The 14,887-nt window shown below is 60.8% G+C and carries 17 protein-coding genes and 1 tRNA gene; 4 read left to right on the forward strand and 14 right to left on the reverse strand.

Annotated elements, in window-relative coordinates; genetic code table 11:
* Positions 1–120: 120 nt before the first annotated feature.
* Both ACP2WS_RS01270 and ACP2WS_RS01275 read right to left on the reverse strand, forming a co-directional pair.
* Positions 121–3,150, reverse strand: coding sequence for a Tn3 family transposase (locus tag ACP2WS_RS01270; protein ID WP_012077404.1), 3,030 nt, complete (start codon positions 3,148–3,150; stop codon positions 121–123).
* Positions 3,147–3,740, reverse strand: a complete 594-nt coding sequence (locus ACP2WS_RS01275) for a recombinase family protein (RefSeq protein ID WP_012435588.1) — start codon at positions 3,738–3,740, stop codon at positions 3,147–3,149. The genes ACP2WS_RS01270 and ACP2WS_RS01275 overlap by 4 nt, the downstream gene beginning before the upstream one ends.
* A 238-nt stretch (positions 3,741–3,978) precedes the next feature.
* On the opposite strand from ACP2WS_RS01275, the gene ACP2WS_RS01280 reads away from it, so the two are divergent.
* The 4 genes from ACP2WS_RS01280 (at position 3,979) to ACP2WS_RS01295 (ending at position 5,995) form a co-directional block, all read left to right on the forward strand.
* A complete protein-coding gene (locus ACP2WS_RS01280; RefSeq protein ID WP_011342941.1) occupies positions 3,979–4,257 on the forward strand; it encodes a hypothetical protein in 279 nt (92 codons plus the stop codon).
* Positions 4,254–4,538 (forward strand): type II toxin-antitoxin system RelE/ParE family toxin, encoded by a 285-nt coding sequence (locus ACP2WS_RS01285; RefSeq protein WP_011342942.1) that lies wholly within the window; start codon positions 4,254–4,256, stop codon positions 4,536–4,538. The genes ACP2WS_RS01280 and ACP2WS_RS01285 overlap by 4 nt, the downstream gene beginning before the upstream one ends.
* Before the next feature lie 406 nt (positions 4,539–4,944).
* Positions 4,945–5,505: a chlorite dismutase family protein gene (locus tag ACP2WS_RS01290; RefSeq protein WP_011514928.1), complete on the forward strand. Its 561-nt coding sequence runs from the start codon at positions 4,945–4,947 to the stop codon at positions 5,503–5,505.
* A gap of 133 nt (positions 5,506–5,638) precedes the next feature.
* Entirely contained in the window at positions 5,639–5,995 is a 357-nt protein-coding gene (locus tag ACP2WS_RS01295) for a cupin domain-containing protein (protein WP_012435589.1), read from the forward strand.
* Between the two features lie 656 nt (positions 5,996–6,651).
* Here ACP2WS_RS01295 and ACP2WS_RS01300 read toward each other — a convergent pair.
* From ACP2WS_RS01300 to ACP2WS_RS01355, 12 genes are all read right to left on the reverse strand, one after another.
* On the reverse strand, positions 6,652–6,957 hold the full coding sequence (locus ACP2WS_RS01300) for a hypothetical protein (RefSeq protein WP_374490711.1): 306 nt from the start codon (positions 6,955–6,957) through the stop codon (positions 6,652–6,654).
* Between the two features lie 6 nt (positions 6,958–6,963).
* Entirely contained in the window at positions 6,964–7,320 is a 357-nt protein-coding gene (locus tag ACP2WS_RS01305; protein WP_426459116.1) for a RidA family protein, read from the reverse strand.
* A 177-nt stretch (positions 7,321–7,497) separates the two neighbouring features.
* Positions 7,498–7,572, reverse strand: a tRNA-Val gene (locus ACP2WS_RS01310).
* A gap of 71 nt (positions 7,573–7,643) precedes the next feature.
* Positions 7,644–8,360, reverse strand: coding sequence for a DNA polymerase III subunit epsilon (dnaQ, locus tag ACP2WS_RS01315; RefSeq protein ID WP_426459117.1), 717 nt, complete (start codon positions 8,358–8,360; stop codon positions 7,644–7,646).
* A gap of 143 nt (positions 8,361–8,503) precedes the next feature.
* Positions 8,504–8,842, reverse strand: coding sequence for an ISC system 2Fe-2S type ferredoxin (gene fdx / locus ACP2WS_RS01320; protein WP_374490717.1), 339 nt, complete (start codon positions 8,840–8,842; stop codon positions 8,504–8,506).
* A gap of 2 nt (positions 8,843–8,844) precedes the next feature.
* Positions 8,845–10,716: a Fe-S protein assembly chaperone HscA gene (gene hscA / locus ACP2WS_RS01325; RefSeq protein WP_426459118.1), complete on the reverse strand. Its 1,872-nt coding sequence runs from the start codon at positions 10,714–10,716 to the stop codon at positions 8,845–8,847.
* 130 nt (positions 10,717–10,846) lie between these two features.
* Positions 10,847–11,383, reverse strand: a complete 537-nt coding sequence (gene hscB / locus ACP2WS_RS01330) for a Fe-S protein assembly co-chaperone HscB (protein ID WP_426459119.1) — start codon at positions 11,381–11,383, stop codon at positions 10,847–10,849.
* A gap of 16 nt (positions 11,384–11,399) precedes the next feature.
* The gene (gene iscA, locus ACP2WS_RS01335; RefSeq protein WP_374490723.1) at positions 11,400–11,723 is read right to left on the reverse strand and encodes an iron-sulfur cluster assembly protein IscA; all 324 of its coding nucleotides are present in this window, start codon (positions 11,721–11,723) and stop codon (positions 11,400–11,402) included.
* A gap of 99 nt (positions 11,724–11,822) precedes the next feature.
* Positions 11,823–12,212 (reverse strand): Fe-S cluster assembly scaffold IscU, encoded by a 390-nt coding sequence (gene iscU / locus ACP2WS_RS01340; RefSeq protein WP_374490725.1) that lies wholly within the window; start codon positions 12,210–12,212, stop codon positions 11,823–11,825.
* Positions 12,199–12,519, reverse strand: coding sequence for a hypothetical protein (locus ACP2WS_RS01345; protein ID WP_426459121.1), 321 nt, complete (start codon positions 12,517–12,519; stop codon positions 12,199–12,201). Before ACP2WS_RS01345 ends, iscU begins: the two co-directional genes overlap by 14 nt.
* Positions 12,520–12,653: 134 nt before the next feature.
* Entirely contained in the window at positions 12,654–13,871 is a 1,218-nt protein-coding gene (locus ACP2WS_RS01350) for an IscS subfamily cysteine desulfurase (protein WP_374490729.1), read from the reverse strand.
* Between the two features lie 119 nt (positions 13,872–13,990).
* Positions 13,991–14,530, reverse strand: a complete 540-nt coding sequence (locus ACP2WS_RS01355) for a Fe-S cluster assembly transcription factor (protein WP_374490731.1) — start codon at positions 14,528–14,530, stop codon at positions 13,991–13,993.
* Between the last annotated feature and the right edge of the window lie 357 nt (positions 14,531–14,887).

Consider the following 14,887-nt stretch of genomic DNA (forward strand, 5'->3'; position numbering starts at 1 on the left):
ACAATGTATATTACGTTAACTTAGGCAAGGCTCTAAAGGTGCAATGCGCTGCACGGTGTGTCATCTATCATGGTTTCACATCCCTTATGGGGTTCTAAGCCAGAACCGCCGAAATTTCCGTCATCCCAGCTCCAGCCCCGCCACGAGCGCATCCAGGTCGATCATCTTGCCGTCGCTCTGGAAGGTGTAATGCCCGTTCAGCAGGATGTGCCGCCAGGCCGCCGGCGATATCTGGGTCAGGAGAGCGTGCGCCTTGGCGTTGCCGCTCGCCTCGTACTTCATCAGCAGCCGCGAGAGGATGGCCGAGTTGTAGAAGATGACCGCGTTGGCGATCAGCCTGGCGCACTGGTTGCTGATCTCAATTTCGATGTCGGTGCGCCCGGTCAATTCCTTCTTGCCGCCGACCTGGGCGATGGTTGAGCGTAGCTGGTGATAGGACTCGATGCGGTTCTGTGAGCGGTGAACGTTGCGCTCCAGTTGCGGATCGCGCAGGTAGCGCAGCGTGTAGATGCTGCGGATGAGCTTGTCGAACTCGAACACCGCGCGCCGCGTGGGGTTCGGCGCGGTGTAGGTGCATAGCTTGCGGATCAGCGTGCCCTGCGTCATCTCCTTCAGTCCGAGCGTGGCGACAATCTGGTCGAGGTTCGGCTTCTCGCTGACTATGAGATCGCGGTCGATTCTCCCGGCCGGCCGGATCAGGCACTGATCGTACAGCGCCGGATCGTCGGCACTGTAGAGTTCCTTCAACTGATCGCCAAGGTCGGTGAAGCGCGGCTCGAAACGCAGGCCGAACCAGTGCAGGATAGCGAAGTTGGCCTTGTTGACGCTGTGCATGTCGCCGGTGATCGCGGTCGGCACGATGTCCGACGTGTTGCGATACCAGATGTCGAACACGTGATGGGCCTCGTAATCGTGCGCGCCGATCAGGTAGCCGTTGAGCGGCACGTGGTTGCACAGCAGCGTGTAGGCGACCACGCCCTTGCCGCGCCCAAAGTATTTGCGCGAGTGGCGCGCTTTCACGGTCGGCCGCTCGACGCCGAATTTCTGACCATCGACGGCACCGTACAGTGCATCGAGGTCGAACGAGTAGTACGGGAAGATCGGCAGCGCGGCGATGGCGTTGCTGATGCAGTCGTTGGCCGCGTGCAGCGTTGCGTGGCGCAGGTACTGTTGGTAGGCGCTCTCCAGCACGTGGTACGGGATGTCGCTGGTGCGTGCCATGACCTGGTTGCCGTGGTTCATCGCCTGCGCGATGATGACCGCCATCAGGCTGTCGGCGTCGGCGACCTTCTTCGCATAGCGCGGCTGCAAAGGCGTCAGCGCCGACAGGAACTGGCACTGGCCGTTGACGAAGCGGAACACGTCGGCCACGTCGCAGAACGGCAGTTGCTCGTAGAACGCCTTCTCGCGCGCCTTCTGGTTCTCGCCCTTGGGCTTGCGCCATGTCAGCTTCTGCGTGTCCTTGTCGTATTCTAGGTGCGTCAGCTTGCCCTGCTTCAGCTCGCGGTTGAAGGCCAGCCACTGAGCGCGCAGCTCGGTCGCGAGCGCATCGAGCTGGGCATCGAGTGGCTGCCGCAGGAACGGGATGTCGATCTGCGCCAGCACGGCGGCCTTCTCATCCAGCGAAACCAGCTCGTCGGAAAAATGCCGGTGCTGCAAGCTGTCGTCGAGGTAGAGTTCACCCGACTGGAAGCGCTTCCTGACCTGGCGGTACAGCCAGAACTCGTAGCGGTCGGCATGCAGGTCCGTCGGCTTGCCATCGGCATCGAAGGTCAGCAGGTACGGTCGCAAGCGTTTCGGCAGCGTGGCCGCTGGACATTCGGCGAGCGGCCGTTGCGATAGGCGCTGCTGTTTGGCGAACACGTCCTTGGCCCAGGCCAGCGCCACGAGCCACGGGCTGCCCGGATCAGTGCCAGCGAGGTCGAGCGCGACATACAGCGGCCGAAGATGGCGGCGGATGCGCTCAGCCAGGCCGTCCACCGCCTGCCAGTGCAAAGCCAGCTTGCTCACCGGCTTCACGCTCATGCGCTGCGCGGTGGTTTGCAGCGTATCGCGGGGCATGATTTTGTAGGCGCGCTGGCGCACATCGCCGAACGGCGTGGGATCGGGCACGCTGTCGTCGATGTAAAGCGACAGCAGGCGGCCGACCTGCGGTGTGTCTTGCTGACGGCGCACCTGCTCGGCGACAAAGGATTGCTTTGCGCCCGCACTGCTTTCGTCCTCCAACTGCTTCATGTGGTAGGCCATCGCATCGACCAGGTTGTCGGAAAGCTGCCGGTAGCGCACCCAGGCATAGCAAAGCAGGTAGAGGTAGGTCTGATCGGCCTTCAGGTTGCGTAGATCGTGGACGGTGTAGAAGTTCGCCAGGCTGGCGTAGTACAGCAGATTCTGCTGCGAGACGCCGAGCTTGGGCAGCAGCGCCTTGGCGATCCGGTGCAGCGGCTCCAGCGTGGCGCGCTTTTCGCGTTCGCGGGCCATCTGACGCCAGCCAAAGTCCTTGGCGTCCTGCTTGAGCGCCGCCAATTGCGACAGGGTGTCGTCACGCACTAGAAGCCGACCCAGCGCGGCCTTGGCCGATTCGTCCAACACTTCCGACAGCAGGCCAGCCAGCCGCCGACGCTCGGCGGACAGGGCTTCGCTCACCAGCTCTTGCAGGGTGGTATAGCCGGGCCGGATGATCTTGTGCTCGTTTAGCCAGACGATCAGCTCGGCGGCGATGAACCCCGGCATCACGTCGCGCCGCACGGTCTGCGCGGCCTGCTGCGCGAGCTGCGCCAGGAACTCGGCCGCCCACGGCCGGTAGCCGAACAGATCGGCAATCCACTCGCGCTGGGTGTAGTGCTCGTGCTTGGAGATTGGCTTGTGCTCGAAGGACTCGCCGTGGAAGTAGCGGCTCAGCACGAAGGCGCAATCGTGCTCGACCTCACTCCAGTCGAAGCGGAAGAAGGCATGCTTGGCCTTGAAGTAACCGATCTGCAAGATGCAATAGACCTGGGCATGGAGACCAGGCCGGCTGCTGGCGAGCGCCAGTTCGGTTTCAGTCAACGCCAAGTATTCCAGCCGCTGGGCGTCGTCGAAGTCCGGCAGGCCGTACAGGGCTTCCTGCTCGGCGTCCGACAGGACGGTCAATCGTTCGCTCTTGGTCGTCATCGCGATGACGCTCCACGAGAGCCCGTCCAACCAACCCGTGCCAGGGTCTCGATCAGCGTGGTTCGCTTGACGCCGAAGTTGCGGCACACCGCCGCCTTGGACATGCCGCCATCGAGCGCAGCGACGATGGCCTCCAGCTTCTCGCCGGTGATCGCCTGCGGCCGGCCGCCGATCCGGCCGCGTTTGCGGGCGGCAGCCAGACCGGCGACGACACGTTCCTGGATCAAGGCGCGTTCGTACTGCGCGAGCGCGCCGAACACCTGGAACAGAAACTCGCCCGAGGGCGTCGTGGTATCCAGGTTCTCCGTCAGCGAGCGGAACGCCACCTGCTTTTTCTTGAGCGAGGTCACGATGGCGAGCAAGTGCGACAACGAACGGCCGAGCCGGTCGAGCTTCCACACGACCAACACGTCGCCAGGGCGAACGAATTCGAGCGCCCGCGCCAGGCCCGCGCGGTCGTCCTTCGCGCCGGAAGCATGATCCTCGAACAGATGCCGCGCATCGACGCCGACGGCGAGCAGCGCATCGCGCTGCAAGTTCGTGCTCTGGCGGTCGGAGTCCGACGACACGCGCATGTAACCTACCAACATAAGCGGAAAACCATTAAGACGAGGTTTCCGTATGGTAGCGTCTGGCGACAGAGTTTTCCGCACAATTTTGCGGCCACTCGGAGGTTGGTGCAGAGGACCGTTGAAGGCCTGTCGAAAAACAAATGTTTTCCGACAGGCCTTGGCCTAGCGCACGCCCGCCTTGCAGCGTTCTGTGAATAGCGCTTAGTAATGACGGCGTATATACTTTGTTAGTATCAAGTGGCAGGAGGCCCCGATCATGTCAAAACAAGCCGTTTTCACGATGAAGCTGGAGCCTGAGTTGCGCGCCGAGTTTATGGCCGAAGCCGAGGCGGCCCATCGCCCGGCGTCGCAAGTGCTGCGCGAGCTGATGCGCGAGTTCGTTCAGCGCCAGCGCGAGTCGCGCGAGTACGACGAGTTCCTGCGCCGCAAGGTCGAAGCCGGCCGGGCTTCGATGCGCGCTGGATTGGGGCGGTCGAACGATGAAGTTGAGGCCGAATTCGCCGCACGGCGTGCCAGTGTGGCGAGCCAGGCGTGAGGGTTGTTTGGACGCCCGAAGCGCAGCAAGACCGTGCCGATGTGTGGGACTACATCGCAGCCGACAATCCGCGCGCGGCGGCCCGGATGGATGAGATTTTCAGCGACGCGGCCGCCCGCTTGATCCAGCACCCCATGCTGGGCAAGCCGGGAAAGATTCCCGGGACCCGCGAGTTGATCCCGCACGAAAGCTATCGCCTGGTGTATCAGATCGACGGCGAAACGGTGTGGATACTGACGCTGGTTCATACTGCCCGCCTGTGGCCGCCTGTGCGCGATTAAGATATGATCATGGCAACAATGAAACGGCGCGTTGACAGACTGCTTTCGAGCCAGACCGCGGTCGGCGGCAGGCGGCCAGTTGCGGACGGTCAAGCATCTTCCCGGTAGCGGACGTTCAATAGTGTCTCTGACCTGCTTCGCTCCCTCTATGAAGGGAGGTCGCTGGCCCATCCGCGCACTCACAGCCTGCCAGTAGGCGCAAATTGGCAGCGCTCCGTCCGGCAGCGCACAGACTGCGGCCGTACGTCCGCGTAGGTTCGCTTCAGCAGTTTCGATTCGAAAGTTCAATGTGATTGCTGCGGGCGGTCGTCGCAGTTGCGCGGAGGCGATGATGCACAAGCACGGGATCGGCAGATAGGTTCTTCGAAGCTGCAAGAGTTAAAACATTCACACATGAAAGATTGAAATGGATACACGATTATTTGCTTTCGTCGGCGCAGACATTGGCCCTTGGCGGATTGTCAGGGCCGAAACGAGAGTTGGCGAGCCCCTGCCTGAAGCCAAAAGGCTCAACGTCGTATCCGCTTCAGAGTTGCAGTCTGAAACCAATGCACCCTGGATACTTCGTGGAATAACCAGCAATGAACGATATGTCATGCGCGCAGAGAAGAATGAAATTGTAGCGAAGCAGCAAGGTCTGGCGCGCCCAGAAGCAACGTGCGGTGCGCTAATACCGATCCGGAAGAACGCAGCTTGGTGGGAGCTCACGCAAGACGAACGCCGGAGCGTTTTCGAACAGTCGAAGCACGTCCAAATCGGGCTTCAGTATTTGCCTGCAGTAGCGCGCAAGCTCCACCACTGCCGCGACCTCTCAGAGAATGAACCGTTCGATTTTCTGAATTGGTTCGAATACGCGCCAATTCATGAGGTTGAGTTCAACAGGCTGCTTTCCGAACTGCGTGCGTCAGAGGAATGGAAATACGTCGACCGAGAAGTCGATATTCGTCTTACGCAAGCACAGGTCTAACCCGCCGATGAACACGGACCCCCAACAGCGGCGCGTTGCGCCGCCGTTTCGGGCCGGTTATCGGCAACGTAGAACTCTCGGATACAGTTGTTCTGTAATAACTTCTCAAGCCAAATTGATTTTTGGAGTGGATATGGAAATGGAATCAAGAATATTTTCGGTAACAGAATATATTCGTCCGTCTGACGGCGAACCAATTCGTTCAGTGGTTCTGGAAACCAAGGACTCAGCAGTTGTTGTTTGGCATGCCCATCCTGGGCAAGAAATAACCGCTCATGTTCACCCGGACGGCCAAGATACTTGGACGGTTATCTCTGGAGAGGCTGAGTATTACCAAGGAGGCGGCAAAGTCGCTCATCTAAAGGCTGGAGATATTGCCATAGCAAAACCTGGCCAAGTGCATGGCGCTCTAAATACTAGTCCAGTGCCGTTTGTATTTGTCTCAGTGGTTGCATCTGGCAACGCGGGTTTTGCGTTGGCTGAAAAATAGTCTTTCTCAAATGTGTGCCCCAGAGAGTTCTAACCCATCCATCAACACGGACGCTGCGCGATGAAGCCGCGCCGCGCCGGCTAACTCCACGTTGAGCGTCAGCTTTCCATATGTCTGGGGGTCTGCAACGGGTCGGGTGCCGTCGCGTGCGCAGTGTCAAAGCTGACATGACTAATACATGAGATGGGCTGATGCTCGCCGTCCGGTCAGGCAGCTGCCCCCCTGCAGGACTCACAGCAGTTGTATGCCACCCGTCATCCGAGACGTCAGTCGGCCTCATCCAGACCGGAACAATCTGGACGTGACGTCCGGCTGGCATTGCCGTGATCGAAATGGCGGCTAGTGACACGACTGTTGGGTCTACCCCATCGACCGGGCGCGGGACAAGCCACGTTGATCGGCTGACGGAATTTTCGGCGGTTCCGGCTTAGAACCCCCTTATGCGCTTCATTGGCATGTGTCGACGTCTACTGTCAAGAATTGGCTTGCCGGTCGGGCGCAGCCTCCGGCTGCTGTTGTGGGATGAGTTTCCCGAGGGACGGCACAGTATACGGATGTGATGTCTGGAAATGTGGCAGCGAATCTGGCGGCGCAGGTCGATTCCCTGCGGCATGAAAAAGCCCGCGCTGGGCGGGCTTGGTGGGTGCTGGTGGCGATTAGCTGGATGCGGCTTGGTCTGCCGGGATGCCCTTCTGTTCGTTGGTGCGGGTGGCGTTGCACTGCTCTGTGGTCATTCCTGGCAGGCATTTGTCGGTCTGCGGTGCTGATGTGGCGCCGTCTTTCTGCGCGGCGGCTGCTGCTTCCGCTTCTGCTCTCGCTTTGTGCGATTTGTCCATGTAGTTTTTGTATGACGGGATGGCTACTGCCATAAGGACGATGCCCGGCAGGATGCAAAAGATGAGGACACATCGTCCCAGAAACAGCGAGAAGCTGCCCCACAGCCACGCAAAAAATTTGCCCATTTTGTATTATTCCTCTGCTGCTGCAGTGACGACGATCTCGATGCGCCAGGTGGGGTCTGCGAGGTGGGCCTGCACGGTGGCGCGCGGGGGGCTGTTTGCAGAGTCGACCCAGGAGTCCCATACCTCATTCATGCCGCCGATGTCCTCGATGTCGCGCAGAAAGATCTGGCACATGAGGATGCGTGACCGATGGCTGCCAGCTTCTTCGAGCAGTCTATCTACCGTAGCCAGAACCTGGCGTGTCTGTCCGCGAATGTCCTGTGTGCTGTCCTCGGGAACCTGACCAGCCAGATAGGCAACTCCAGCGTGCACCGCGACATCGCTGTACCTGGGCTCCACATGCAATCGACGAATGGACTTCATGGAAAAGATGAAAATGAAGGAAGGAAAGAAGGGGTTGAGGACGCACTGCGATTTGCTGCGTCAAGTCTCATTCTAGGCAAACTGCCCTGCTCCACCTTGACCGCCTCGTGTTTGGCTGGTGCAGCCCCTGAAGCAAGCATGAAAAAGGCGCCTGATCGTGGATCAGGCGCCTTTTATTGGTGGGTGATACATGGATCGAACATGTGACCCCTGCCGTGTGAAGGCAGTGCTCTACCGCTGAGCTAATCACCCTTGACTTGTTTTGCAACTCACTGTTGTTTGCTGCGAAAGATTGAATTATGGCATGAAATCTCTGGTTTTGTCTATGTGGACGAATTTTTTTTCCAGATGGTTTCTCCGCCGCTGGCCTTGTCGATGACGGCGAGCATGGCTTCATGCGCCTGACGTTCCAGATCGCTCGGATGGAGGATGGGGAGCACGATCTGGCTCAGGTCGAGCTTGGCACTGGCAGCGGCAGACTGCTGCTCTGGTGTGTCGGTTCCGGTGTCCATGACCAGCGACTCCTGGCCACGGGTGAGGCTGATGTAGACGTCGGCCAGCAGTTCGGCATCCAGCAAGGCGCCGTGCAAGGTGCGGCTGGAGTTGTCGATGCCGAATCGGTCACAGAGGGCATCCAGCGAGTTGCGCTTGCCGGGGAATTGCTCCTTGGCCAGTGCCAGGGAGTCGACAACGCCTGCGACATAGGATCTGAATTCCCGTTTGCCCACGAGCTGGAGCTCATTGTCGAGAAAGCGCGTGTCGAACGCTGCGTTGTGGATGATGATTTCCGCATCCTGCACAAAAGTCAGGAAATCATCTGCAATCTGTGCAAAGGTGGGTTTGTCGCGCAGGAATTCGGTAGTTAGTCCGTGTACCCGCAGTGCGCCCTCCTCGCTTTCGCGTTCGGGGTTGATGTACAGGTGGAGCGTATTGCCGCTGAACTGGCGGTTGACCAGCTCGACACAGCCGATTTCGAGGATGCGGTTGCCATCGCTGACTTCAAGGCCGGTGGTTTCGGTATCCAGAATGATCTGACGCATGGAAAGAGGTTTCCTTATGACTTCCGTGGATGGCACGCCTGCGGGAGAAATCGCCCATCAGGCATGCGCCCTCGCCCTGCCCTGCGGAGGCGGCAGGCTTTTCATCATGGCACGCAGGACACGTGCGATGCCGTCAGGGGTACTCAGTGTTTTTCCTTGGCGTGGTTGATGGAGTAGCGGGGAATCTCGACGACGAGGTCCTGCTGCGCCACCATGGCCTGGCAGGACAGGCGCGAATCGGGTTCGAGGCCCCAGGCGCGATCAAGCATGTCTTCCTCGCATTCATCCATCGGATTGAGGCTGCGGAAACCTTCGCGCACGATGACGTGGCAGGTGGTGCATGCGCAGCTCATGTCGCAGGCATGTTCAATGGGGATATGGTGGTCGAGCAGTCCCTGGCAGATGGTGGTGCCGGTGGGCACTTCAATGTCGGCGCCCTGGGGGCAGTACTCGGGATGAGGCAGGATCTTGATGTGTGGCATGGTTAAATGGTCTCGATGTTCTTGCCGGAAAGGGCCTGCTGGATGCTCTGGTTCATGCGCTTGGCGGCAAATGCCTCGGTGCCGCTGGCGAGAGCCTTGCTGGCGGCTTCGATGGCAGCGGCATCCTCGGCATGCCGCTGGTCTCGCAGGGCTGCAATCAGCGCATCGATGTGGGCACGCTCCTCGTCGGTGAGGAGATGGCCGTCGACAGCCAGGGCGCTTTCCGTGGCCAGAATGATGCGGTCGGCATCCACACGGGCCTCGGCCAGTGCACGCGCCTCCTTGTCCTGATGCGCGGCGTCAAAGCTGTCCTGCAGCATGTGGGAGATGGCATCGTCCGTCAAGCCATAGCTGGGCTTGACCTCGACATGGGCTTCCACTGCGCTGGTCTGCTCCCGTGCACTGACCTGAAGGAGTCCATCGGCATCGACCGTGAAAGTCACGCGGATGCGTGCGGCTCCTGCCGTCATGGGAGGAATGCCGCGCAGCGTGAAACGCGCCAGACTGCGGCAATCGGCCACCATGTCGCGTTCGCCCTGCACCACATGCAGGCTCATGGCGGTCTGGCCGTCCTGGTAGGTGGTGAAGTCCTGTGCCATGGCCACGGGGATGGTCTGGTTGCGGGGGATGATGCGTTCGACCAGTCCTCCCATGGTTTCGATGCCCAGCGACAGGGGGATGACATCGAGCAGCAGCAGATTGCCATCCGTGCTGTTGCCGGCGAGCTGGTTGGCCTGGATGGCTGCACCCAGAGCAACCACTTCGTCGGGATTGAGATTCGTGAGCGGTTGCGAGCCGAAGAATTGCCCGACGGCTGTCTGCACATGGGGCATGCGTGTCGAGCCGCCGACCATGACGACGCCCTGCACTTCGGATGGCAGGAGTCCGGCATCATCCAGGGTCGACCGCATGACCTGCAGGCACCGTCCGGTCAATGCGGCCGTGACGGATTCGAAGTCTGCACGACTGACCTGGACGTGCGCTTCTCCAGTCGAGAGCCGCGCGATGCACGGGGCCTGTTCCTGTGTCGTGAGGGCATGCTTGCAGGCACGGGCGGCAACGGAGAGAGCGGCACGGTCCATGGCTGTGGGGGCAGCGAGGCCGGAACGCTGCAGCACCAGGTCGGCCAGCGCACGGTCGTAGTCATCGCCTCCCAGCGCCGAATCACCGCCTGTGGCTACCACTTCGAAAACGCCCTGGGTGAGCCGCAGGATGGAAATGTCGAAGGTACCGCCACCGAGGTCGAAGACCGCATAGATGCCTTCGCTGGCATTGTCGAGGCCGTAGGCAATGGCGGCTGCGGTGGGTTCGTTGATGAGACGCAGGACGTGCAGGCCAGCCAGCTGGGCAGCATCCTTGGTGGCCTGGCGTTGTGCGTCATCGAAATAGGCCGGCACCGTGATGACGGCGCCGTAGAGCTCGGAGTCGAAGGTGTCTTCGGCACGCTGGCGCAGGGTGGCCAGGATTTCCGCACTGATCTCGACGGGGGATTTGTCTCCGCCGCGTGTGCGGATGTGCACCATGCCCTTGTCCGGGTCTTCGGCCACCAGCTCGTAGTGCAGGGAATGCCCGAGAGAGGTCTGGATGTCGCGCAGGCTGCGTCCCATCATCCGCTTGACGGAAACCACCGTGTTCAGGGGGTCTTCTGCCAGATGCTGCAGGGCTTCGGCGCCGATCTGTCGCCCCCCCGAGGGGAGATAGCGCACGGCCGAGGGCAGAATGACCTTGCCCTGCGCATCGGGCAGGCATTCGGCCACGCCATGCCGCATGGCCGCGACGAGGGAATGCGTGGTGCCCAGATCAATGCCTACCGCGATGCGCCGTTCGTGCGGGTCCGGAGTCTGTCCGGGTTCGGAAATCTGTAGAAGAGCCATAGATGACGAAAGAGGCGGTGCCTTTCAGCACCGGCCTGGCAATGGGAGAGATGAAAGGGAGAGAGGCATGCAGCACGTCAGGAGTGCATGCGCACTGCCCCATGCCCCTGAGGAAGAAAAAACCGACGCATCATGCGCCGGCTGCCTGGGCATGTTGCCACTGCAGCTGGCGTTGCCGCACATCCCTGGCGAATTTTTCAATGAACATGAGCGAGCGGACCTCGGACGCCGCCGCCGCGTAGTCGGGCGATGCATCCAGATGCACCTGGAGCGAAGCCAGCAGGCGGTCACGCTCCGCGCGTACCGCATCTGCGAGGCTCTGAAGAGCCTGGGCACTGTCGGCCTCATCGAGCTGTTCGCGCCATTCCATCTGCTGCATCAGGAAGTCCGGCGGCATGGCCGTGTTCTGCTCCGCCTGAATCGGCATGCCTGCAAGCTCGCACAGATAGGCGGCACGCTGCAGGGGGTCGCGGAGGCGGCGATAGGCCTCGTTGACGCGCACGGACCACTGCATGGCCACGCGCTGTGCCGCCGGTCCCTCGCCCACGAACCGGTCGGGGTGGACCTGGCGCTGCAGGGCCTTCCAGCGCTGATCGAGCTGCGCTTCGTCCTGCTGCTGGGTACGCGGCAGACCAAACAGCGTGAAGTCATCGTCCTGCAGGTTCATGACGTGTGCCTTGCCCTCAAATGCGGAAACTCTCGCCGCAGCCGCAGCGATCGCGCTCATTGGGGTTGTTGAACTTGAACCCTTCATTGAGTCCTTCGCGAACGAAGTCCAGCTCGGTTCCATCGATATAGGACAGGCTCTTGGGATCGACCAGCACTTTCACGCCATGCTGCTCGAACACGACGTCTTCGGGCTCGACTTCATCCACATATTCAAGTTTGTAAGCCAGGCCCGAACAGCCCGTGGTCTTTACACCGAGCCGCACGCCCAGTCCCTTGCCTCTCTTGGCCAGCGAGCGCGTCACATGACGCGCGGCCGCTTCCGTCAAGCTGATAGCCATGATGGTGATACCTTCGCAGTTTGTCGGCACGGACATCGTGAGGGGAGGTTCGTGCCGACCTCAGAAATTCAAACGTCGATCGGCGCGCGCAGCACCGTCTCAGGCTGCGCCGTGCTTCTGACGGTAATCATTGACAGCAGCCTTGATGGCATCTTCGGCCAGAATGGAGCAATGCACCTTGACGGGAGGCAGGGCAAGCTCCTCGGCGATCTGGCTGTTCTTGAGTGCAGAGGCTTCGTCCAGGGTTTTGCCCTTGACCCATTCGGTGACGAGAGACGACGATGCAATGGCTGAGCCGCACCCGTAGGTTTTGAACCGTGCATCCTCGATCACGCCAGTGGCGGGGTTGACCTTGATCTGCAGCTTCATGACGTCGCCACAGGCCGGAGCCCCCACCATGCCGGTGCCTACGGATGCATCGGATTTGTCGAAGGATCCCACGTTGCGGGGATTTTCGTAGTGGTCGATGACCTTTTCACTGTATGCCATTTTTTCTCTCCTGATATTCCTGGTAGGTGATGGGCTCATAGCGGCGCCAGTTCGCGCCGCTGCGGTCTTCTCCGTAGCGCAGGCTGAGCCACATGCTGTCGCCGGGACGCACTGTGCGGCTCACCTTGCGCGCATTGAGGCTCAGCCAGAGGGAAGAGCCCGTCTTGAACTGCTTGGGACACTCGACATCATTGCGGTGGTTGTTGTCATCGTGCACGGCCAGCACCTGCGCCTTGACCATGAGCTCGTGCAAGGGCTGCGCATGGGCTTCCTGTACCCGCGCAGCCATGAGGCACGAAATGTTCATGGCAGCCCGGGCTGGCATGCTGCCTCCCAGGGTGGCTGCAAGCACCACCCCCGCCAGCCATGCGGGCCTTGTGCCTGGGCGTCTGTGCCAGGAGGGTAGCGTGTGCGTTTGCATGTGCCTCCCCTGCCCTGCCATCAATGCGCGGCCCACTCGATGGAACCGATGTCCACCCCGTCCTGGTACATTTCCCACAGCGGACTGAGTTCGCGCAGCTTGGCCACGTTTTCCTTGATGACCTGTACGGCATAGTCGATCTCGGCCTCGGTGGTGAAACGGCCGTAGGACATGCGCAGGCTGCTGTGGGCAAGTTCGTCGCTGCGCCCCAGGGCGCGGAGCACATAGCTGGGCTCCAGGCTGGCGCTGGTGCAGGCGGATCCGCTCGATACTGCGAGACCCTTAATGCCCATGATGAGCGATTCGCCTTCGACGAAGTTGAAGCTCATGTTCAGGTTGTGCGGCACCCGGTGTTCCAGGTCTCCGTTGACGTAGACCTGCTCGACCGAGCTGAGTCCGGCCAGCAGCCGGGCCTGCAGCTTGCGGGCATGGGCAAGGTCATGCTGCATCTCTTCCTTGGCCAGGCGATAGGCTTCTCCCATGCCCACGATCTGGTGGGTAGGCAGGGTTCCGCTGCGCATGCCGCGCTCATGACCACCACCATGCATCTGGGCCTCGATGCGGACCCGTGGCTTGCGGCGCACATACAGGGCACCGATGCCCTTGGGGCCATACGTCTTGTGGCTCGCCAGGCTCATCAGGTCGATGGGCATGGTGTTGACATCGATTTCCACCTTGCCGGTTGCCTGTGCGGCGTCGACGTGGAAGATGATGCCTTTTTCACGGCAGATGGCTCCGATGGCAGGAATGTCCTGGATGACGCCGATTTCGTTGTTGACGAACATGACGCTCACGAAGATGGTGTCGGGACGGATGGCGGCCTTGAAGCGTTCAAGGTCGATGAGTCCGTTTTCCTGCACTTCCAGATAGGTCACCTCGAATCCCTGGCGCTCCATCTCGCGCATGGTGTCGAGCACGGCCTTGTGCTCGGTCTTGACCGTGATGAGATGCTTGCCACGCCCCTGGTAGAAGTGGGCAGCGCCCTTGATGGCGAGGTTGTCGGATTCGGTGGCTCCGCTGGTCCAGATGATTTCGCGGGAATCTGCGTGGATCAGGTCGGCCACCTGCTGACGGGCCTTTTCGACGGCTTCTTCCGCTTCCCAGCCCCAAGCATGGCTGCGGCTGGCGGGATTGCCGAAATGGTCATGCAGCCAGGGCACCATGGCATCGACCACGCGCGGATCCACCGGCGTGGTGGCACCGTAGTCGAGATAGATGGGATATTGCTTGTCGGTCATGATGCTCTCGTATCAAATTCTGAGGATGCGTGGTATACCACCGCGCCCGAAAGGAAACATTGTGAGGGGAGACTTGCCAACGGCCGCGATGCGGGTACTTGGGCGTTCCCCCTGCCAGGTCACTTGGCCAGCGGCGTGGACCCCAGCGCAAACACGGAGTTGGGGGCGTTGACGCGCACGGGCTTGAGCACCGGAGTGGAGGAAATGGCGCGCTTGAGCATGGGCCGATCCTCGATCTGCACGCCCTTGCTGAGCTGGTCGTCGACCAGCTTCTGGAGGTTGATGGACTGCAGAAACTCCAGCATCTTGGCATTGAGACTGGTCCACAGATCGTGGGTCATGCAGGGGCCGTTGTGTTCACCCATGCAGTTTTCCTTGCCGCCGCAGCTGGTGGCGTCGAGCTGCTCGTCCACCGACACGACGATTTCGGCCACGCTGATGTCCGATGCCTTGCGTGCAAGGGTGTAGCCGCCACCCGGACCCCGGGTGGATTCGACCAGATGGTGACGGCGCAGCTTGCCGAACAGCTGCTCCAGGTAGGACAGCGAAATCTGCTGGCGCTGGCTGATGGCAGCCAGCGTGACAGGGCCACTGCTCTGACGCAGGGCGAGATCGATCATGGCGGTGACTGCAAAACGGCCCTTGGTAGTAAGTCGCATGTGCATGTGCTCCACAAGTCTGGAAAAAAGGAAAGACACGGAGGGACAGGGTTTTGCCCCACCGCCAGCGCAAACCTCGGTCAAAGGCCAGCGGACCTCTTTTCCTACTATTTGACTCAAGTATACCCGATAACTGAGAAATTCTCTCAAGTACGTCGCTGGAAGGCACAAAATTTGCGCCGACGCCTTGTCTGAAATCAAGTGAAAGGGATGTGAGCGGGGGCAGTGTCTCGGTTCGAGGATGGACAAGGCCTGTGCATCCCGATGCCTCCATGGAGGGGCGTGCCCGGCAAAGGTGCGGGTGGGGGTCCCATGTACCCCCTGCCGGACATGCGCGCCCCAGAATGAGGCACTGCA

This window comes from Brachymonas moutaii (nom. illeg.) (genome assembly GCF_049977365.1).
GTDB lineage: Bacteria > Pseudomonadota > Gammaproteobacteria > Burkholderiales > Burkholderiaceae_C > Brachymonas.